Source organism: Nocardia aegles (assembly GCF_052545135.1).
Genome location: NZ_JBQWRI010000003.1, coordinates 26,543 through 46,970, shown reverse-complemented (window position 1 = coordinate 46,970; position 20,428 = coordinate 26,543). Strand labels below are relative to the sequence as shown.

Genomic DNA, 20,428 nt, shown 5'->3' with positions numbered 1-20,428 from the left:
ACGGTTGAACCTGGCGGCAGGGTGGAGTCATACCGCGGAAGCGCTGGAGCGATCCGCCACTTTCGAGTGTTCTGGTCAGTTGGTTGTGTTTTTGTAGACTAGTCTGACCTTCAGGGCGGCATTGGCCGAGGCGCCCGCGATCACGATGTCGGCCTTGGCTGTGATGGATACACCGAATTCGACCTCTACTTGGTCGGGTCGAATGGAGCGTCGCCCCATTTCTTCGATCGCGTCGAGTGTCGCGGACGCAGCCGCGACAATGACGTCGCGGGCGCTGTCGAAGGCGTCGCCGACTCGCTCGGTCGCTCGGTCGACAGCGGAGGTCTGCTGCGATCCTGGTAGTTGGACGGTCTCCACCAGCACGTCGAGCCCGGCGAATTTCATCGGAACGACCCGTCCCGTCATCGCAACCTCTTCTCCCGCAACGGTTCTGCTGATGCTATGTTAGCCGAACGGATGCATCCGGAGTGGAGTATCGCCGGCCGGGTCCGGCCTTCCGGATCGCGGTCAGGAGATACCGTCGTGGCACACATCATGATCGCTGGATACACTGCGGCGGGTAAGACCACGCACGCTCGGCTTCTTGCCGATTCCTTGGGGTATCAGACTGTGTGGGCCGCAGGTCTTTTGCTGGAACGTCTCGGATTCGACGTCCAGGATGAAAGCCATCTGTGGTTCCATCGGTATGACGAAGTCGCCCGGCGCCGGTCGGCGGCGAACGTGGACACCGATCTCGATCAGTACCTGGTATCTCGTGCGGCGTCGGAAGACGATACCGTCTTCGATGCGCGTTTCTTGCCGTGGGCATTCGATCTCGACGGTGTCGTTCGCGTCTGGCTCGAGTCCGACTTGCTCTCGCGCGCTCGTAAGTGCGCAGTCTCGTTGGGACCGGATGCTCCGTCCATCCCGCAATGCGCGGTCGGTATCGACCGAAAAGACCTGGAGGATGTGGTTCGCGTCGCCGAAACATTCGGCGCTGTGTACAGTCCCGACTATTCGCTGTTCGATATCGTCATCGACAACTCTTGCCTGTTCTTGGGGTCGAAGAAAAATGAAGTCGAGCTCGGTATCGCGCGATGCCAGGAATACCTCTCCGCCGCAGTGGATGCCGTGCTGATCGGACGCCACGATCGACTGGACGAGCTCGAACGCGCGAATCCGGTGGAGTTCAATCGGGTGGTACGGCAGGTGGCGTCGCACAGCCGAGGTCGCGGCCGAGCCGATAGATGATGAAGCCACGATTCGTGGTGATCACCAGCCGGTCGTGGTGGACATGTGCGGATAGGCCGCTGGCCGTGAGCGGCAGCCGGTGTGTCTCTACGAGTTCGTGGTATCGCGGTTGCCAGAATCGTGCGGTCCCATCCGACGAGGCCGTGATGACCACGTGCCCGGAGTCGACTTCGGCGCCGGCGACTCCCCAGATCCAGTCGGTGTGACCCACGCCGAGCTGATGATCCCTGTCATCGGGGCGCATGGGATTCCACAGTCTGACCGTGGCGTCGTTGCCGACCGAACACACTCTGGTCCCACCGCCGACCTCGATCGCTGTGAGGTCGCGGACCCAGTCGGTGTGACCAGCGAAGACACCGAGGGGATATTCGCGGTCTTTCCACACATCCCATACGTAGACTTCATTGCCCGTTGCCGCCGCGATGAGTGCACGACCGTCCGCGGCGGGGACGGTGATCGCGCATCGCACGATATCGGGGTGCTGAAGTACCAGAATCTCGTTGTCGCCGAAGCCGTAGGGGTTGATCAGGCGAACAGTATGGTCGGCCGATGAGGTGAGCAGCAGCGGAAGCGGGAATTCGCGGAAGTTTACGGTGCGGACGGTGCGGACCGGTTGCTGATAATGGTCGAGCCGCATCAGCTCACCGTCTTCGAGGTGCATCGGATCCCAGATGCGGATGGCGCCGTCGCCGCCGGCGGTGACGGCGACCGGGTTCGCCCGTCCGGGCCATGGCAGGAGATCGAGGTGGCGCACCCAGTCGGTGTGGCGGCTGAAAAGCCCTAACTGCTTGGCCTTTCCTTCCTCGATCTGCCAGATACGAGCCGTGGCGTCGTTGGACGTGGTGATGAGCAGGTCGCTGTCCGGGCCGGAGTTGGGGAGGAACGCTGCCGAACGCACGCGACCGTTATGACCCCTCGCGCTGCGACGCTGCGGAACTCCCTGGTCGAGATCCCACACGTGGGCCTTGTAATCGCTGCCGACCGAGACCATCATTTCCGCTGACGTGCCCGACGACACGTGGACAGCGGCGTGCACCCCGCCGGCATGCGCATCGTAGGTTGTGACCGTCTGCGGCGAATCCGCGTGTGGCGCCCAGATCTGGACGGTGCCGTCATCGGAACTCGTGACGCAGACGGGCTCCGGGCCGCTGGTAAGGACTGTCACTCCGCGAACGCGGCCCCGGTGCCCGCGATATGTCACCAGTTCCGGTGTTTCTGGTTGGTAGGGGTCCCAGATGCGGGCGGTGCCGTCGCCGGAGGTGGTGACGATGACGTGATGTTGGCGGTCTGGCCAGGGGAGTGTGGTGACGCCGCCGACCCAGTCGGTGTGGCGGTCGAAGACGGCGAGTTGGGTGAGTTGGGGGTCGTGGGGGTCCCAGACGCGGGCGGTGCCGTCGCCGGAGGTGGTGACGATGACGTGGTGGTCGCGGTCGGGCCAGGGGAGTGTGGTGACGCCGCCGACCCAGTCGGTGTGGCCGTGGAAGATGGCGAGTTCGGGTGTGCCGGGTTGGTGGGGGTCCCAGATGCGGGCGGTGCCGTCGCCGGAGGTGGTGACGATGACGTGGTGGTCGCGGTCGGGCCAGGGGAGTGTGGTGACGCCGCCGACCCAGTCGGTGTGGCCGTGGAAGACGGCGAGTTGGGTGAGTTGGGGGTCGTAGGGGTCCCAGACGCGGGCGGTGCCGTCGTTCGAAGTAGTGACCACGACCGGTGACCGGTTCCCGGGCCGGGCAAGCGCGGCGACGGCACGCACGCTGCCGCTGTGCCGGACGAAAACTTGGGCCGGTACTTGGCTCGGGAAAGCTTCTACGCATTCCAGCGCCACATGTTCGTAGGAACTGACCGCGCGAATAGCGTCGGCGAACCGGTCCGAGCCCTGCGTTCGGGCCGTGACCTCGAGCGTCAACGCGTTGTATCCGATCGCGCTTTCCATGAAAGGCAATGCGAGACGCAATACCGCAGCCGGGTCGGTGCCTCGTGCGGTGCGCACCGCCATCGCGACAGGCCAGACCGATGACGGATAGCAGCGGGTGACGAAATGCGGATCGGACAAGAATTCTTCGCTCCGCCCCGCGACCAGCACATGCGATGGCAGGAACCGTCGGATATAGCCGTCTTTCCAGGATGTTTCCCGCGCCTCGCGGAGCAAGGTGTCGCACAGGCGCCCCTCATCTCGCACGGCATCCCGGGTGCCGAGCAGGTGGTCGGATAGTGAGCGATGGAACAGGCCGGTCAGCAGACGTCCGTCCTTCTCGACCCGTTCGAGCAGGTAGTCGGCGATCGAGCTGCGTCGCAACTCCTCGATGTCGGCCGAGTCCAGATGACTCCAACCGAGAGCGTGTGCGAAGGAGATCCACCGCGCGTCGGTCAATCCGCTGCCCCGCCCGTAGGACAACGCGACCAGCAGGCCACCGACCCGGGTTCGGTCGGCGTCGGTCAAGCGGAGCAGCACCTTGTCCAAGATGTCACCGACACCGCTCGGAAGAGCTTGTCCAGCAGTCATATTCAACAACGGCGACATGGCCTCGGCGTCGCTGGCGAGGATTCCGGCGGTCATGACCGCGGCGAGGTAGTTGCGCCCGGCGCTGCGCTGGACCATCCGCGCGACAGCATGGCGCAGTCGCTGATCGGTCTGGTAAGCACGCCACGCCGCGGATGCGGTGGGCGAGTGCGTGATCCCTTCGCCTGCCAGTATTCGTTCGATCAGATCGGTCAGGTCGTCAGGTGCGAAGTATTCGTCGCTGTCCAGATCGATGACGCTGTGGTCACCGACGGTGTCGGCGGTCAGGCGTCGAACCAGATCGGAGCGCCGCCAGGACGCTGCGTCGGCATGACGTTCGGTCGCCAGCGCACGGGTGGATACGACGACCCTGATGCCGTGGAAGGAGGACAACTCGCTCAGTAGTTGCGCGGACTCGTCGCGATCCTGCGCGGTGCGCATCTCATCGAGCGCGTCGACGAGGACGACCAGGCCGCGCGGGGGCGCTTCGGCCAGCCGGTGGACGAGTTGCGCGCCGCTGCTCGCGGAGATCCGGCACGCTTCGGCGACTCCACTCACGATGTCGGCGCTGCCGGCGTCGCGCGCGTGCACCGCGACACCGCACTGGTGGTCGCTCGCGAGAGTTCGAAGTGCTCGGGCAAGGACACTGGACTTACCGGACCCCGGATGGCCTGTCACGACAAGCGGCGGCTTCGGGCCGTCATCGAAAGCGCAGTGGTCGACGATGCGTCGAATCGCCTGCCGGCGACCGGTATACAGATCGCCCCGCCACGCGGGATGCCGCCGGCCGAGTGCGTACCGCTGGAAGTGGTGCCTGCCTTGTCCTCCCGAGTAGACCCAGCCGATCCCGCCGATAGTCCATTCGCCGGGCGCCACCTCGTCGAGCAGCCTGCGCGCGTCCTCGGTGCGTGCGACCCACACCGAATGAACCAGCCAGTTGTCGACGCTGTTGTAGCGTCCGGAAACCACGCCGACAACGTGGTCGCTGGAAATCGAACGAACAGGGCCGCCGCTCATGCCCGGCATGACCGAGGTGGAGTTGACTCGTCCCAACCGCACCGCCGTGTCCCGAACGGTCTGCCCCGCCCAGGTGCCGGGTGCGTCCAGTTGCCGGTAACTGTGCCCGGGATCATCGACCTGCGAAACACCTGTCACGACCACCGGTTCGTTGAGTGGGACGTGATCCGAAGCGGTCCAGCCCGTGGCGGATTGGGGCAGAGCGCCGTCGGATCGCAGTACCGCCAGGTCATGCGCGGAATCGGTGGCGACGACCACTGCCCGGAGTGTGCCGTGCGTGCCGTTCAGGGCATCGACCGTGACGGTAGCGCCTACCTCGCCGCGACCGAGATTATCCAGCACGTGCCACGCGGTGACCAGGACGCCGGGTGCGGTCTGAAAGCATGTGCCGGTGGCACATCCGTCATCGTCCAGCACCCGGCCGAGGTAGCCGGGCGTATGCGGAGGGGCGTGCCGTTCGCCGGTGGGATTGATCGCGGACACGTCGCTCCTCCGGTTCATCGTGCACTACGACGGCCCGCCGCCGACTCGCGCTAGCGCTGGTGCGAGTTCTCGGTGTCCCCGGCGAGTCCCCACTTCGAGCTTACGTCTTGCCTGCCGTCGGGGGACCCAGGTCGGCCCTGTTCGAGGTATCCCGGGTGCGCTACCCGCGCGGGTAGAGGTATCGGTGGTATCGATTCCGCATGTCAGCGTGCCCCGAACGGGCTACCCTGGTGTCGGTCGGCGCGTGATCTGGTGCCACGGCTGAAATTCATCGGGGCCGAGCGAGGTCGAGCCCACACCACCGGATTTCGAGCACTGGACGATCCATCTGCGTCAAGGGGTCCCATGCGAACTATGGTCCTTCACCCACCGGTTCTGCCATTCGGCTACACCCTCCACCATCGATTTCAGAGGCTGTGGGAGGCGGGCGTCTACTTGCGAAATCGCTACCCGGAAACCAAGATAGTCGACGCGGGGCTGTTGAACATGCTGAAGGGGCAGGTCCTCGATGAGTTCGCGACCGGATACGATGCCGTAGCCATTTACTGTGAACCACAGATGTTCCCGGACGTCGAAGAATTCGTGGATCGCTTCAAGCACATGGATCCGGAGACGAAGATTCTCGTATACGGTCCGGCGACAGTGTGTTTTCCACGGCAGACGCGGAGCCTGCCGGTCGACGCGATCGGGTGCAGAGGGGACCACGACGCTCAGCTCCGTCAGTTCCTCGATCTGATGTCAGGAGTTCGAACGACTTCGAGCAACATAGCCGTATGTTCCAGCGGCCGATGGGACGAGCCCTCCGGTGCGGTGGAGTTCGTCGCTGAACACGACTGGGCGTTTCCGCCGCTGGATGAGATGCCCATGGCCGATATCGCCCGGATCTACACGATGAAGCAACAGCCGTTGACAGTCGCGGTCACGGCCTCACGCGGCTGCCCGTATCGCTGTACCTTCTGTGCCACACCGGAACTCGAGGGCCGACCGGATCGTCGCCGAAACCCCGAATCGCTGGCCGAGTACATCGAGCAGAATCAACGCTATACGCACTGGCAGCTCTATTCGCCGACCTTCACGTTGGACCGGCGCTGGTGCATGGAATTCTTCGAGCACCTGAGACAGCGGGGCGTGGACGTCGACTGGCGTTGCACCACGCGTGTGGACAGGCTCGATCGGGAGCTCGTGGAGGCGATGTCCGCTTCGGGCTGCTCGATGGTCGGGCTCGGAATCGAGACGTTGGGTCCGGCGTTGTCGGCGATAAAAAAGGGGATACGAGAGTCGCAGATGGCCTTGGCGATCCGTATGCTCGTCGAATCCGGGATAGCAGTCAAGGCGTATATCATGCTGGGCTTGCCGGGGCAAAGGCCCGATGATATCCGGCGCACCATAGATTTCGTCACCGAACTCGGTGCTCGAATCCGCCCGACGATGTACTCGCCACAGGGCGCCGCGGACGGTCTGGAAAATGACGGCGCCGATCTCGACGGCGGCGATCTGAGTGCATTCGACAGAAAGAGCTTTCTGCTGGACCGAGCGCACTACGGTGAATACCTGCGATTGATATACGGCCCCGACCGGTCACCGATCACGTAGCGAGCGAAACCGGGAACTCCAGCTCTCGGCCGGATACGAAACGGTCGATTTGTTCGGTGAGAAAGGCGCGCGCCGCGACCTCGATGTGCAACGGGTTTCCACCGACATGTGGACTGATGAGCAGGCCCGGTGCGCTCCACAGCGGATGACCGTCGGGCAGCGGCTCCGGGTCGGTCACATCGAGAGCGGCGGTAATTCGGGTCGTGGACAGGGCGTGCAGGAGCGCGGCGGTGTCCACGATCTCCCCACGCGACACATTGACCAACAGCGCGCCGTCCTTCATGTTGCCGATCTGCTCGCGACCGAACAGATGCCGCGTCCGCTCGGTCAGCGGCAGAGCCAGCACCACCACATCGGCAGTCGGCACAAGCGTGTCCAGTTGTTCGGCGCTGGCGATTCCCGGTCGTGGATGCTGGGCCACCACAACCACATCGACGTCGAACCCGGACAGCATCCGACGGATCTGCTGCCCGACAGCGCCATAGCCGACGAGCAGCACCGTTTTGCCGGTCAGGCAGCGCCTGGGCGGCAACCACTCCCACTGTTTCCGCCGCTGCAGCGCGAACCAGTCGGACATGTTGTTGAGCGAGGCCAGGATCAGGGAAACGGCCGCCTCCGCAGTGGATTCGGCGCGAAGGTGCGGAGCGTTGTGCACTGCCACGCCCGGCGGCAGGTATGGCAGCACGTGGTCGACACCTGAGGAAATCAGTTGCAGAACACGGAGGTTGGGCATATCGGCGAGCATCGCTGCCGAACTCGAGGCGACCGGGTGGGGCAGTGCCCAGAACTCGACCGCACCGGCCGGCCCCGGAGCGCCGCTGCTGTCGGTGAACACACCGACTCGGTCGCGATCGACATCCGGCGGGAGCGTCAAGTCCGCGAACGGTACCCATATCGTCAGCGTCACCGGCGCTCCTTCCATGACCGCCACATGCCGCATCCGGACGGTCACTCTGCTCGGATTCTACGATCGCACGACCCGACCGAAGACCGTGATCCACATCTTCCATGACAGCTCCGACGACCTCATCATCGGCACGCGGCTCCCGCAACGCATGAACGAGGTCGCCGCCGATCACGAGACGCGACATCGAGGTGTTCTGTTTCGGTGCCGCGCAGCGCCGGCTCAGTGTGCGCGCCACCGTCATCACCCTCTGACCTGGACGCGGCTCGAGGCTGTCACCGCCCCGCGCGGACATACCTGCGTGAAACGCGAGCCGGGCCGAATCACTCTGTGCGAGAGAGTGATTCGGCCCGGTATCGGTTCAGGGAATTACACCGTCGGTTCGAACGCCTCCGCGATGATCTCCGCCTGCTCCACCGCGTGCACCTTGCTCGACCCCGAGGACGGGGCCGACATCGCGCGGCGGGAGATGCGGCGCAGGCGCCTGTCGGCGAAGCGGGCCGGGAGGGTTTCGGGGAGGTTGAGGCCGAAGAAGGGCCAGGCGCCCTGGTTGGCCGGTTCCTCCTGGACCCACGCCAGATCGGTGGCGTTGGGGTAGCCCTCCAGGGCCTCGTTGAGGCGGCGGGTGGGCAGCGGGTAGAGCTGCTCGATCCGCACGATAGCGACGTCTTCGCGCTTCTGCTTGGCCTTCTCGGCGGCGAGTTCGTAGTACAGCTTGCCGCTGGTCATCAGGACCCGCTTGACCTTGTCGCGGTCGCCGATGCCCTGCTCGTAGGCGGGCTCGTCGAACACCGAGCGGAACTTGCTCTCGGTGAAGTCCTTCAGGTCGGAGACCACGGCCTTGTTGCGCAGCATCGACTTCGGGGTGAAGACGATCAGCGGGCGGCGGATGCCGTCGAGCGCGTGGCGGCGCAGCAGGTGGAAGTAGTTCGCCGGGGTGGACGGCACCGCGACGGTCATCGAGCCTTCCGCGCACAGCTGGAGGAAGCGCTCGATGCGGCCGGAAGTGTGGTCCGGGCCCTGGCCCTCATGGCCGTGCGGCAGCAGCAGCACGACGTCGGAGAGCTGGCCCCACTTGGCCTCACCGGAGGAGATGAACTCGTCGATGATCGACTGCGCGCCGTTGACGAAGTCACCGAACTGCGCCTCCCACAACACCAGCGCGTTGGGGTTGCCCAGCGAGTAGCCGTATTCGAAGCCGACGGCGGCGTATTCGCTCAGCGCCGAGTCGTGCACGGCGAACCAGCCCGGATTCTCGCTGCCGATGTTGTGCAGCGGGGTGTACTCCTCGGCGGTCTTGCGGTCGATGATCACCGCGTGCCGCTGGGTGAACGTGCCGCGGCGGGAGTCCTGACCGGTCAGGCGCACCGCGCGACCCTCGTCGATCAGCGTGCCGAACGCGAGCAGCTCGGCGAAGGCCCAGTCGACCTTGCCCTCGTAGGCCATCTCGCGGCGCTTCTCCAGCACCGGCTTGACGCGCGGATGCACGTTGAAGCCGTCGGGCACGTCGAGGAACGCGTCGCCGATGCGCTGCAGGATCGACTTGTCCACCGCCGTCACGACAGACGCGGGCACCGGCTGGTCGCCCTCGACCGACTCGCTCGGCCCCGGCGAGTACTTCTCCAGCTCACGGACCTCGTTGAACACCCGCTCCAGCTGGCCCTGGTAGTCGCGCAGCGCGTCCTCGGCCTCTTTCAGCGAGATGTCGCCACGGCCGATCAGGCTCTCGGTGTACGCCTTGCGGACCGAGCGCTTGGTGTCGATGACGTCGTACATGTACGGCTGGGTCATCGACGGGTCGTCGCCCTCGTTGTGGCCGCGACGGCGGTAGCAGATCATGTCGATGACGACGTCCTTGCGGAACTTCTGCCGGAAGTCGACCGCCAGGCGCGCCACCCAGTCGCACGCCTCCGGGTCGTCGCCGTTGACGTGGAAGATCGGCGCGCCGATGAACTTCGCGATGTCGGTGGAGTACTCGGTGGAGCGGCTGTTCTCCGGAGCGGTGGTGAAGCCGATCTGGTTGTTCACCACGATGTGGATGGTGCCGCCGACCCGGTAGCCGCGCAGACCCGACAGGTTCAGCGTCTCGGCGACCACGCCTTGACCGGCGAACGCGGCGTCACCGTGCAGCATCAGCGGAACGACCGAGAAGCCCTCCGGGCCGTCGCCCTTGTCCAGCAGGTCCTGCTTGGCGCGGACCAAGCCCTCGAGCACCGGGTCGACCGCCTCCAGGTGCGAGGGGTTGGCGGTGAGCGAGACCTCGATCTCGTTGTCACCGAACATCTGCAGGTAGGTGCCCTGCGCGCCGAGGTGGTACTTCACGTCGCCGGAGCCGTGGGTGGCGGCTGGGTTCATGTTGCCCTCGAACTCGGTGAAGATCTTCGAGTAGGGCTTGCCCACGATGTTGGCCAGCACGTTGAGCCTGCCGCGGTGCGGCATGCCGATGACGACCTCGTCGAGGCTGTGCTCGGCGCACTGGTCGATCACCGCGTCCATCATCGGGATGACGGCCTCGGCGCCCTCCAGCGAGAAGCGCTTCTGCCCGACGTACTTGGTCTGCAGGAAGGTCTCGAAGGCCTCCGCGGCGTTCAGCCGGTTCAGGATGTACTTCTGTTGCGCGACCGTCGGCTTCGCGTGCTTCTGCTCGACCCGTTCCTGGATCCACTGCAACTGCTCGGGTTCGAGGATATGGGTGTACTCCACGCCGACGTGGCGGACGTAGGCGTCGCGCAGAACCGACAGCACGTCGCGCAGCTTCATCTGGTCCTGGCCGTGGAAGCCCGCCACATTGAAGGTGCGGTCCAGGTCCCACAGGGTCAGGCCGTGCTGGGTGACGTCCAGGTCCGGGTGGCTGCGGAACTTGTCCTTGACCAGCCGCAGCGGGTCGGTGTCGGCCATCAGGTGGCCGCGGTTGCGGTAGGCCGCGATCATCTCCAGCACGCGCGCGCTCTTGTCGACACCGCGTTCGCGGACGTCCTTGCGCCAGCGGATCGGCTCGTACGGCACGCCGAGACCGTGGAAGATCTCGTCGTAGAACTCGTCGGCGATGAGCAGCTGGTGGATGGTGCGCAGGAAGTCACCGGACTCCGCGCCCTGGATGATGCGGTGGTCGTAGGTGGAGGTGAGCGTCATCAGCTTGCCGACGCCCAGATCGGCGATGCGCTCGTCGCTCATGCCCTGGAACTCGGCGGGGTACTCCATCGCGCCCGCGCCGATGATCGCGCCCTGACCGTTCATCAGGCGGGGCACCGAGTGCACGGTGCCGATGGTGCCCGGGTTGGTCAGCGAGATGGTGACGCCGGAGAAGTCCTCGGCGGTGAGCTTGCCGTCGCGGGCCCGGCGGACGATGTCCTCGTAGGCGGTGTGGAACTGCCCGAAGGTCATCGCCTCGCAGCCCTTGATGGCCGCGACGACCAGCGAACGGCTGCCGTCCTTACCGGGGAGGTCGATGGCCAGGCCGAGGTTGGTGTGCGCGGGGGTGACGGCGTTGGGCTTGCCGTCGATCTCGGCGTAGTGCCGGTTCATGTTCGGGAACGCCTTCACCGCCTGCACGATGGCGTAGCCGAGCAGGTGGGTGAAGGAGATCTTGCCGCCCCTCGTGCGAGCGAGGTGGTTGTTGATGACCAGGCGGTTGTCGATCATCAGTTTCGCCGGGATGGCGCGCACGCTGGTCGCGGTGGGGATGCTCAGCGAGGCGGACATGTTCTTCGCCACCGCGGCGGCGGCGCCGCGCAGCACCTTGGACTCGTCGGCGGCGGTGTCGGCCTGCTTCGGGCCGGAGGTCGGCGCGGCATTGGACGTCGGCGCCGGGGTGGTCTGTGGTGTGCGTGTGGTCACAGCGGCCGGTTTGGCCGCGGCCGCCGCGGGCTTGGCGGCAGCCGGGGCGGGCGCTATCGGGGCCGCGGGGGCGGCAGGCTTGGCGTCGTTGCGCGGGGCGGCGGGCTTGGCGGCCGTCGGCGCCGGTGTGGGAGCGGCAGCCTGCGCGGGCGCCGGGGCGGACTGGCTGTTGCCGGAGTCGCCACTCGCGTCAGGCGTGTAGTCGGCCAGAAATTCGTGCCAGCTCTCGTCGACCGAGGATGGATCTTGCTTGAACTTCTGATACATCTCGTCGACTAGCCACTGGTTCTGTCCGAACTGGGATGTTGAGCTGCTCACAGCAGGTGTTCGCCTCATTTCGTTCTTCGCGCTGCGACGTTTGTGACGTGCCCGGCACGGGTATCAGCGTTGCGCGCCGATGCGCCCTATCTGAGGATAGGCCCAGCAGCAAATCGGCCGATTCACTGACCACCCGACACCCCCGACCCTATTGGTGATGACCCGGCGTCACCCGAGAATATTCCCTCCGCCGCCTGCGCCGCCGCCCAGAGTCGAGCATAGGGCCCGCCCGCCACGATCAGCTCCGCGTGCTCGCCGAATTCCACGATTCGCCCATGGTCGACCACCGCGATCCGATCGGCGCGCGCGGCGGTGCCGAGCCGGTGCGCGACGATCACCGTGGTGCGGTCGCGGCTCAGTGATCGGCTGGCTGCCAGCACCGATGCCTCGGTGTCCGGGTCGAGCGTCGCGGTGGCCTCGTCGAGCAGCAGCAAGTCAGGAGCGACCAGTTCGGCGCGGGCCAGCGCGATCAGCTGCCGCTGCCCGGCCGACAGGCCGCGGCCGCGCTCGCCGACCGGCTGGTTCATGCCGAGCGGGAGGCCGGCGATCATCTCGGTCGCGCCCACCGCCGCGGCCGCCGCGGCGATCTCCTCCAGCGTCGCGGATGGTTTCCCGAATGCAATGTTGCTCGCCACATCCCCGCTGAACAGGTGAGCTTCCTGGGGGACGATGCCCAGCCGGGAGCGATAGTCGGCGAGGCGGTAGTGGCGCACATCGACGTCGTCCACCCGGATCGCGCCCGAAGCGCTTCCTTCGGGCGCGGCGACGGGCTCCCGTGGCCGCGTGCGATCGCCGGAGTCCGCGGGCAGGTCGTACAGCCGAGCGAGCAACTTGACGACGGTCGACTTGCCCGCGCCGGTCGGACCGACCAGGGCCAGGGTGGAGCCCGCCGGAACACGCAGCGAGACGCCGTCCAGCGCGGGAAGCTGACTGCCCGGGTAGTGGAAGCGGACGTCGTCGAACGCCACCTCACCGCGCAGCCCGGATCCGATGGGGACCGGGTCGGCCGGGTCGGCGGCGATCGAGGAGGGGGTGCGCAGCAGGTCACCGATCCGGCGCAACCCGACCCTGGCCTGCTGGTAATTGTCGAAGACCTGGGACAATTGCAGGATCGGCACGAACAGCAGCTCGAGATACAGCACGAACGCGACCAGCGTGCCCGCGCTGGTCGCGCCGGTGGCGACCTCGCGCGCACCGAAGAACACCACCGCCCCCAACGCGATGTCCGCCCATCCGACGACGAACGCGAAGTACAGCGCGATCGCCCGCTGCGCCCGCAACCGGCTGTTGCGGTAGCGCTGCGAGTACTCCGCGAAGCGGCGGGCGGCGCGCGGCTCGTGCCGGTTCGCCTGCACCGCGCGCAGGCCCGTGACGTTCTCCTGGAAATCCGCGTTGACCGCCGACACGTGTTCCCGCGACACGGTGTAGGCGGTGGAGGAGACCCGCCGGAACAGCACCGTCGCGATCGCGAGGGCGGGCACGGTCGCCAGCACGACCAGAGCCAGCGACACATCGATGACCAGCAGCGCGACCGTGATGCCGACCAGCGTCAGCAGCCCGACCAGGCTGGTGGCGACGCCGGTCTGCAGGAAGGTCGACAACGCGTCGACGTCGGTGGTCATCCGCGTCATGATCCGCCCGGACAGCTCGCGCTCGTAGTAGTCGAGGCCGAGCCGTTGCAGATGCGCGAAACTGCGCACCCGCAGGGCGAACAGCACCCGTTCCCCGGTGCGCGCGGTGAGCACCGTGGTGGCCGCGCCGACCGCCAGTCCCGCCGCGGCCAGGGCCGCGCCCAGCAGCGTCGCGCGGACCAGCGCGGCGGCGTCGGCGCCGAGCACACCGCCGTCGATCGCGTAGCGCACCAGCGGCGGGAACGCGATGGCGATCACCGCGTCCGCGGCCAGCAGCGCCATCACGGTCAGCACCAGCCCGCGGACAGGGCGCAGCAGGCGGGTCAGCCGGAAACGCGGATCGGGGTCGCGAACGCGTTCGGTGTCGATTCCCGGCTGCTCGGTGGCGGGCGGCAGCTGCGCGATGGTCCGGCGTAGTTCGGGCGTCTCGCTGATGTCGGCCGCCGCGGCGCCGAAGCGCCGACCGGCGGCGCCGTCGCCGACTCGCCGGTCCGGGGCCGAGGTCGCGTCCGGCTCGGGAGCGGGGTGCCCGGCGGGCGCGGGCAGCCGGATCACGCGATCGGCGTGGGCGAGCGTCGACTCCCGGTGCGCGAGGATCAGCGTCGTCCGTCCGCCCTGATCGGGCAGCGCGTCGAAGATCGCGGCCTCGGTCACCGCGTCCACCGCGGAGGTCGCGTCGTCGAGCACCAGGATGCGCGGACGGGCCAGCAGCGTCCTGGCCAGCGCGATCCGCTGCCGCTGGCCGCCGGAGAGGGTGAGGCCGCGCTCGCCGACCACCGTGTCGTAGCCGTCGGGCAGTTCGGCGATGAAGTCGTCCGCCGCGGCCTGCACGGCCGCCTGCCTGATCTGCTCGTCGGTGGCGTCCGGTCGCCCGAGCGCGATATTGGCCGCGATGGTGTCGGAGAACAGGAACGGATCGTCGAAGACGACGCCGATGGCGGCGCGCAGGTCGGCGGCGCGCACATCGGCGATGTCGACGGCGGTTGGCGTCCCGGCAGGCGAAGTCGCGGCGTCGACCGCGCCCGCGTGTGACGCGGTGGCGTCGGTGAACAGCCGGATCCGGCCCGCGTCCGGCGCGTAGAACCGTGGCAGCAGCAGGGCGAGCGTGGACTTGCCCGAGCCCGCCGGGCCGATGACCGCCACTGTCTCACCGGGCCGTACGCGCAGGTCCAGTTCGCGCAGCACCGGTCGATCGGGATCGAATCCGAAACTCAGCGCGTCGATCTCGATGCCGAGCGGGCCGTCCGGCAGCTCGACCGGACGCTCGGGATCGGCGATGACCGGCGCGGTGTCGATCACTTGGAAAACCCGCTCGGCCGCCGCTCTGGTCAGCTGCGCCATCACGATCACCGAGGAGAGGATGCGCGCGGTGCCGGTCATCACGGCGACGTAGGCGGCGAACGCGACGAAGGTGCCGATGCCGATGCTGCCGTGCAGCGCGAGCAGTCCGCCGAGCGCGATGACCGCGACCATCCCGAGCTGTGGGATCGCCGCGATGGTCGGCGCGAAACCCGCGTCGATCCGCGCGGCGCGCATCCGCTCCGCGAACAGCGTGCGACCGTGCCGCTCCAGCAGATCGACCATCCGTGCTTCCTGGCCGAAGCCCTTGACCACCCGCACCCCGGTGACCGTCTCTTCGACGTGCTGGGCCAGATCGGCGGCGCGCTGCTGCGCGGACCAGGTCGCCGCGTGCAGGCGCGGCCGCACGCGGTAGACCACCAGGCCGACCGCGGGCACCACCAGCAGCGCGACGGCGGCCAGCGGCGGGGACAGCCAGATCATGACCGCGGCGGCTAGCCCGAATTCCAGCAGCGCCATGCTCGACAGCGGCACCATCGCCAGCAGGCCTTGGACGAGCCGCAGATCGGTGATCGATCGCGACACCACTTGCCCGGTGCGCAGGGTGTCCTGCCCGACGCCGTCGAGTCGCTGTAGTGCGCCGAGCAGCCGCACTCGCAGCGCGTGCTGCACGTCCAGGGACAGCCGCCCGGCCAGCCAGCGCCGCCAGAACCCGGCTCCGGACCGGCTTACGGCCACTACCAGGATCAACCCGGCGACAACGCTGATCGTCGCCGTGTCACCGATCCCGGCCGCGTCGACGGCCCGCTTGGTCAGCAATGGCCCCGCGGTCTCGACGACCGCCCCGCCCAGCACCGCCGCGGCCAGGCCGCCCAGCACCGCGCGGTGCGGTAGGCATTCGGCCCACAGCCTGCGTATCCAGCCCGGACTGCTTCCCCCGTCCACGTCGTTCGCTCGCCCCCTTCGTCGTACCGGATTCGTCATCGACGGTACCGACACCGGCCGACAAGTCGTTGTTCCCCGCGGACGCTCGGATCACAGATCGCGGGTGCGCAGCTGCCACCAGCCCGCGGCGCCCAGACCGATGGTCCACAGCAGCAGGACCACCACGGCGGCCGGGGTGGGGGCCAGGAAGTCGCTGTCGGGATAGGAGCCGACCGCTACGGTGCCGACGCAGGCGGAGACCGGCAGCAGCGTGACCACCCCCGCGATGCCGAGCCCGCGCGCGATCAGCCAGATCACGGGCTCGGCGAGCACACTCCAGCCGAGCAGCAGCGCCACCGCCCTGGTCGAGGACCGCAGCAGGATGCCTGCGCTCGCGCCGATCAGCGACCAGCAGACCGCGGCGAGCAGCCCGCCGCCGAGCACCGCGAAGAACTCCCCGGTGACGGGGATCTTGCTGTGGCCGACGCCGAAGAGGGCACCGACCGAAACCAGTTCCACCGCCACCGCCGCCGCCAGCGCGCAGGCCCCGACCACCAGGAACTTCGCGGCGGCGAGCCGATCGCGGTCGGGACTGAACAGGGTGGTCACGGCCATACCGCGGTACTGGTACTCCGCACCGGTCGCCACCGCGCCGAAGACCGCCGCCGCCAGCACGACGACAGCGAGGCCGACGTAGAGCCCGATCGTCGCCGCGCCGGTGGCGGGTTGCCCGCGCGGATCCGGCGGCCCGGCCAGGCTCGCCGACGCGACGCTCGCCAGCAGCGCCACGACGAGCGGCGTGGCGGCGAGCGCCCGGCCGCGCGGCAGGGTGACGACCTTGCGCACCTCGGAGTGGACGTTCGGCACCAGGTCCGCGGGCAGGATGGCGATCATCGGGGGATTCCGTAGGGCGTCGGCGAAGGTGGCTGGGCGCGGGGCGCGGCGAGGCCCGGGTAGTGCGGCGCGGGCGCGGCGGTCGATGTGGTCAGCGACGCGAGTACGCGATCGGGATGGATCGGATCGGGCACGATGCCGTCGATGCGCACGTGCGCCGCCGTGGCCGCTGTCCTGATCTGCGCCTCGCTCGCTTCGGCGACGGCGAGGCGGCCGTCCGGCCGGATCACCGCGTCGGTGAATCCTTGTGCCGCGAGCATGGTGGCCAGTGCGATGGGGGTGGACGCGGCGACGACCAGCCGGTCCGGATGGCCGCGCCGCAAGCGAGCCGGGGTGCCCTGGTACACCACCGCGCCCTCGCTCAGCACGACCAGTTGGTCCGCGGCGGGCAGCACGGCGCCGAGGCTTTCGCTGGTCAGCAGGACAGTGCCGCCGCGACGGCTGTGCTTGCGCAGGAAGTCGTGCAGCCAGCCGCGTTCGGCGGGGTCGAGTCCGTCCATCGGATCGTCCAGCACCAGCAGCGGGGGGTCGCCGAGCAGGGCGGTGGCCAGCGCCAGCCGGGTCTGCTGCCCGGTCGACAGGACGCGGATCCTCGTCCTGGCGTGTTCGGCCAGGCCGACCAGCTCGAGTACTTCGGTCACCCGGCTGTCGACGACGTTCGCCGCGGCGGCGTAGATCCACAGGTGTTCGCGCGCGGTCCGGGCCGGATGCAGTCCGCGTGGCGCGAGGACGCCGCCGATCACGCCCGCGGAGCCCGCGCCGTCCGGCCGGGAACCGGGCCCGCCGACGGACGCCGTCCCCGAGGTCGGAGCCAGCAGCCCGAGCAGCACCCGCAGGATGGTCGTCTTGCCCGCGCCGCGCGGACCCACCAGTGCGGCGACGGTGCCGGAGGGCACGGTGAAGCTGACGTCCGTCACGGCGGTCGCCTGCTCGTACCGCTTCGTCAATCCCCGGACCGCGAACGCGATCGGCCGTGTCGCGCTCATCGCGGAGTGGCCGGAGGTCGTGGCTTCGCGGGATCGATCGCGGTGAGCGGATCGGCCTCGACGACCAGGTGGCGGTCGACCGGCCAGGTGGCGGGCGGCGGTCCGAATGCCTTGCGCGCGTTGGTGATCGTGGCCTTTCCGAGAGCGCGGTTACCGGCACCGCCGATCACCGCGCCGATGCCCGCGGGCAGAACCTTGCCTGCCATCAGCGCGGCGCGCTTGGTGATGAACCGGATGATGAACCGTTTCAGCAGCGAGTCGTTCATGCTCGACAGCCCGGGGATGCGGTTGGCGAAGGCCGTGCCCCAGTTCTTCGCCGACGTGCCGACGCTCTTCTGCACGATCTCCATACCGCTCTCGCCCAGCACGACCGCCAGCACCAGCGCCCTGCGCTGCTCCCGGTCTTCCGGCGTGACGCCGTGTACCGCGGCCACCGCGAGCGTGAACACCGCCGAGGCCTCCATGAAGAAGGTGGTCTCCGCGCTCACCGCGGCGATGGCCGCGACGGTGCCGACGCCGGGCAGAGCCGCGGTCGCGCCGACCGCGCCGCCGCTGCTGGTCACCGCCAGCAGGTACTGCTTCTCCAGCCGGTCGATGATCTGCGCTGGGCTTTCGTCGGGGTGGGAGCGGCGAATACGGTCCACGTACTTGGCGACCGCGGGGGCCTGCAGGCGGGACCCGGTGTCGAGCAGTTCGATCACCGTCTTCTCGAACGCGCCTTTGAGCATCGGCGGCATCCTCCTCTTCCGGTCTGCTGGATAGAACTGTATGGCACCGGTCGCCGTCAGCTCGTCATGACAACGAAGTACCCAGCCGCATCGGTTCCAGCGGCGGCTGCCTGGCTTTCGACCCGGACGGGTGCGCTCTTACCCGGAAGTGTGGATCGCGGGCACGCGTTCGCCCAACGGCGGCGGGGGCGGCGGGGTTCCGTCGCCGAATGGTTTGCCGCCGAGGGCCTCTCGGCCGTGCGGGGTCAGCCAGTTCGCCAGATCGGGGCCCTTGGGAACGATCCCGGTCGGGTTGATGTCCCGGTGCACGACGTAGTAATGCGTCTTGATCTGCCCGAAGTCGATCGTGTCGCCGAAGCCGGGGGTCTGGAACAGGTCGCGCGCGTACGCCCACAGCACCGGCATCTCGCTGAGCTTGGACCGGTTGCACTTGAAGTGCCCGTGGTACACCGCGTCGAAGCGGACCAGCGTGGTGAACAGCCGGACGTCGGCCTCGGTGATCGTGTCGCCGACCAGATAGCGTTGTGCGGCAAGGCGTTCGGAGAGCTGGTCCAACCGGGCGAAGAGCCGGTCGTAGGCGGAGTCGTAGGCGTCCTGCGCCCCGGCGAACCCGCAGCGGTAGACGCCGTTGTTGACGTCGCGGAACAGCGCGAGGTTCACCTCGTCGATCTCCGCGCGCAGCGGCTCCGGGTACAGCTGCGGCGCGCCGGGCCGGTGGTGCGCCGTCCACTCGGTGGAGAAATCGAGCGTGATCTGCGCGTAGTCGTTGGTGACCACCTGGCCGGTGGGCACGTCCACGATGGCGGGCACGGTGATGCCGCGCGGGTAGTCCGGGAACCTGGCCAGGTAGGCGTCGCGCAGCCGCGGGATACCGAGCACCGGGTCGACCCCACCGGGATCCAGGTCGAAGGTCCAGCTCAGCTTGTCGTGCGTGGGTCCGCACAGGCCCAGTGAGAGCACCGGCTCCAGCCCGAGCAGACGGCGCACGATCAGCGTGCGATTGGCCCACGGGCAGGCCCGTGCCGCGACGAGCCGGTAGCGCCCCGGCTCGACCGGGTAACCGTCGCGGCCGTCGGCCGTGATCCGGGTGGTGATGTAGTTCGTGTCCCGCTTGAACTCGCCGGGCTCGACGTAGGAACCGCTTTGACTGGCCGACTTGGTCACTGCGACAGTCTTGCAGATCGACCTCGTACGCTGACCGGATGAGTGAAACGAAGGCCAGTCGCCTGGAACGCGACGTCACCGACGGCGGAGCGGAGGTGGCGACCCTCACGCTCGCGCATCCGCCACTCAACCTCTTCGACCGGTCGATGCTGGACGCGCTGATCGCGGACATCGCCGAGCTGTCGGCGCGGCCGCCGCGCGCGGTGCTGCTGCGCGCCGAGGGCACGGTGGTCTCCGGCGGCGTCGACGTGCACATCTTCGACGGCCTGACGCCGGAGCAGGGCGCGGAATTGTGGCGCACCTTGTTCGCGCAGATCATCCATCCGCTGGAGGCGCTGCCGTGCCCCGTGGTGTTCGCGGCGCACGGCTTGACCCTGACCGCCGCGTTCGAGATCGCGCTCGCCTGCGACATCCTGCTCGCGGCGCCGAAGGCGAAGTTCGGACTGGTGGAGATCGTGGTCGGGCTGACCCCGTCGATGGGCGGTCCGCAGCGCCTCGCCGAGCGCGCGGGCTCGGGACGGGCACGCGAGTTCGTGCTGACCGGTGACCTCTACGACCCGGCGACCATGGCCGAGTGGGGCGTGGTCAACGCCGTGCACGAGGATCTCGACGCCGCGGCGCGAGCGCTGACCCACCGGCTGGCCGAGGGCCCGACGAAGGCGAACGCGGCGACCAAGAAGATCATCGGGGCCTGGCGTTCCGGCGGGGTGGCACATGCGGATTCGGTGACGCCGGAGGTGTCCGGCGCGCTGTTCGACACCGAGGATCTGCGGGGCGGTGTGCGGAGTTTCCTCGAGCACGGTCCTGGGAAAGCGCGCTACGCGGGCCGGTGACAGCTAGGACTCGTTCATCGTCTATTCCAGCGAAGTTGTGAGATGCGTCATATAGTCGCAGTGCCTGATCACTCGAGGCACGCGGAGGAC

The 20,428-nt window shown here is 68.0% G+C and carries 12 protein-coding genes; 3 read left to right on the top strand and 9 right to left on the bottom strand.

Features of this window, described 5'->3' with window-relative positions; translation table 11 throughout:
• Nucleotides 1-75: 75 nt before the first annotated feature.
• Nucleotides 76-363, bottom strand: a complete 288-nt coding sequence (locus tag ACT89H_RS10175) for a CU044_2847 family protein (protein WP_445108313.1) — start codon at nt 361-363, stop codon at nt 76-78.
• Here ACT89H_RS10175 and ACT89H_RS10170 point away from each other — a divergent pair.
• The gene (locus ACT89H_RS10170; RefSeq protein ID WP_445108312.1) at nt 343-1,230 is read left to right on the top strand and encodes a hypothetical protein; all 888 of its coding nucleotides are present in this window, start codon (nt 343-345) and stop codon (nt 1,228-1,230) included. The genes ACT89H_RS10175 and ACT89H_RS10170 overlap by 21 nt on opposite strands.
• Here ACT89H_RS10170 and ACT89H_RS10165 read toward each other — a convergent pair.
• Nucleotides 1,169-5,227, bottom strand: coding sequence for a trypsin-like peptidase domain-containing protein (locus tag ACT89H_RS10165; protein ID WP_445108311.1), 4,059 nt, complete (start codon nt 5,225-5,227; stop codon nt 1,169-1,171). The two genes, ACT89H_RS10170 and ACT89H_RS10165, sit on opposite strands and share 62 nt — an antisense overlap.
• Before the next feature lie 354 nt (nt 5,228-5,581).
• Between ACT89H_RS10165 and ACT89H_RS10160 the strand changes: the two genes are divergently transcribed.
• Complete coding sequence (locus ACT89H_RS10160) at nt 5,582-6,820, top strand: B12-binding domain-containing radical SAM protein (RefSeq protein ID WP_445108310.1); 1,239 nt, start codon at nt 5,582-5,584, stop codon at nt 6,818-6,820.
• On the opposite strand, the gene ACT89H_RS10155 is transcribed toward ACT89H_RS10160, so the two are convergent.
• The 7 genes from ACT89H_RS10155 to ACT89H_RS10125 form a co-directional block, all read right to left on the bottom strand.
• Nucleotides 6,813-7,727 carry an NAD(P)-dependent oxidoreductase gene (locus ACT89H_RS10155; protein ID WP_445108309.1) on the bottom strand — a complete coding sequence of 305 codons (915 nt, stop codon included), beginning with the start codon at nt 7,725-7,727 and terminating at the stop codon, nt 6,813-6,815. The genes ACT89H_RS10160 and ACT89H_RS10155 overlap by 8 nt on opposite strands.
• 366 nt (nt 7,728-8,093) lie before the next feature.
• Nucleotides 8,094-11,897: a multifunctional oxoglutarate decarboxylase/oxoglutarate dehydrogenase thiamine pyrophosphate-binding subunit/dihydrolipoyllysine-residue succinyltransferase subunit gene (locus ACT89H_RS10150; protein WP_445108308.1), complete on the bottom strand. Its 3,804-nt coding sequence runs from the start codon at nt 11,895-11,897 to the stop codon at nt 8,094-8,096.
• Between the two features lie 104 nt (nt 11,898-12,001).
• On the bottom strand, nt 12,002-15,793 hold the full coding sequence (locus tag ACT89H_RS10145) for an ABC transporter ATP-binding protein (protein ID WP_445108307.1): 3,792 nt from the start codon (nt 15,791-15,793) through the stop codon (nt 12,002-12,004).
• 51 nt (nt 15,794-15,844) lie between these two features.
• Entirely contained in the window at nt 15,845-16,627 is a 783-nt protein-coding gene (locus tag ACT89H_RS10140) for an ABC transporter permease (protein ID WP_445108306.1), read from the bottom strand.
• On the bottom strand, nt 16,624-17,613 hold the full coding sequence (locus ACT89H_RS10135; protein ID WP_445108305.1) for an ABC transporter ATP-binding protein: 990 nt from the start codon (nt 17,611-17,613) through the stop codon (nt 16,624-16,626). The genes ACT89H_RS10140 and ACT89H_RS10135 overlap by 4 nt, the downstream gene beginning before the upstream one ends.
• On the bottom strand, nt 17,610-18,341 hold the full coding sequence (locus ACT89H_RS10130; protein ID WP_445108304.1) for a hypothetical protein: 732 nt from the start codon (nt 18,339-18,341) through the stop codon (nt 17,610-17,612). The genes ACT89H_RS10135 and ACT89H_RS10130 overlap by 4 nt, the downstream gene beginning before the upstream one ends.
• Nucleotides 18,342-18,479: 138 nt before the next feature.
• Nucleotides 18,480-19,505, bottom strand: a complete 1,026-nt coding sequence (locus ACT89H_RS10125) for a glutathione S-transferase family protein (RefSeq protein WP_445108303.1) — start codon at nt 19,503-19,505, stop codon at nt 18,480-18,482.
• A 38-nt stretch (nt 19,506-19,543) separates the two neighbouring features.
• Here ACT89H_RS10125 and ACT89H_RS10120 point away from each other — a divergent pair, with 38 nt between their 5' ends.
• Nucleotides 19,544-20,338, top strand: a complete 795-nt coding sequence (locus ACT89H_RS10120; RefSeq protein WP_445108302.1) for an enoyl-CoA hydratase/isomerase family protein — start codon at nt 19,544-19,546, stop codon at nt 20,336-20,338.
• Nucleotides 20,339-20,428 lie beyond the last annotated feature (90 nt).

Bases quoted from the DNA above. Each gene is read 5' to 3' on its own strand.
- ACT89H_RS10160 (WP_445108310.1), top strand. From the start codon at position 5,582: ATGGTCCTTCACCCACCGGTTCTGCCATTCGGCTACACCCTCCACCAT.
- ACT89H_RS10150 (WP_445108308.1), bottom strand. From the start codon at position 11,897: ATGAGGCGAACACCTGCTGTGAGCAGCTCAACATCCCAGTTCGGACAG.
- ACT89H_RS10145 (WP_445108307.1), bottom strand. From the start codon at position 15,793: ATGACGAATCCGGTACGACGAAGGGGGCGAGCGAACGACGTGGACGGG.
- ACT89H_RS10140 (WP_445108306.1), bottom strand. From the start codon at position 16,627: ATGATCGCCATCCTGCCCGCGGACCTGGTGCCGAACGTCCACTCCGAG.
- ACT89H_RS10135 (WP_445108305.1), bottom strand. From the start codon at position 17,613: ATGAGCGCGACACGGCCGATCGCGTTCGCGGTCCGGGGATTGACGAAG.
- ACT89H_RS10130 (WP_445108304.1), bottom strand. From the start codon at position 18,341: ATGCTCAAAGGCGCGTTCGAGAAGACGGTGATCGAACTGCTCGACACC.
- ACT89H_RS10120 (WP_445108302.1), top strand. From the start codon at position 19,544: ATGAGTGAAACGAAGGCCAGTCGCCTGGAACGCGACGTCACCGACGGC.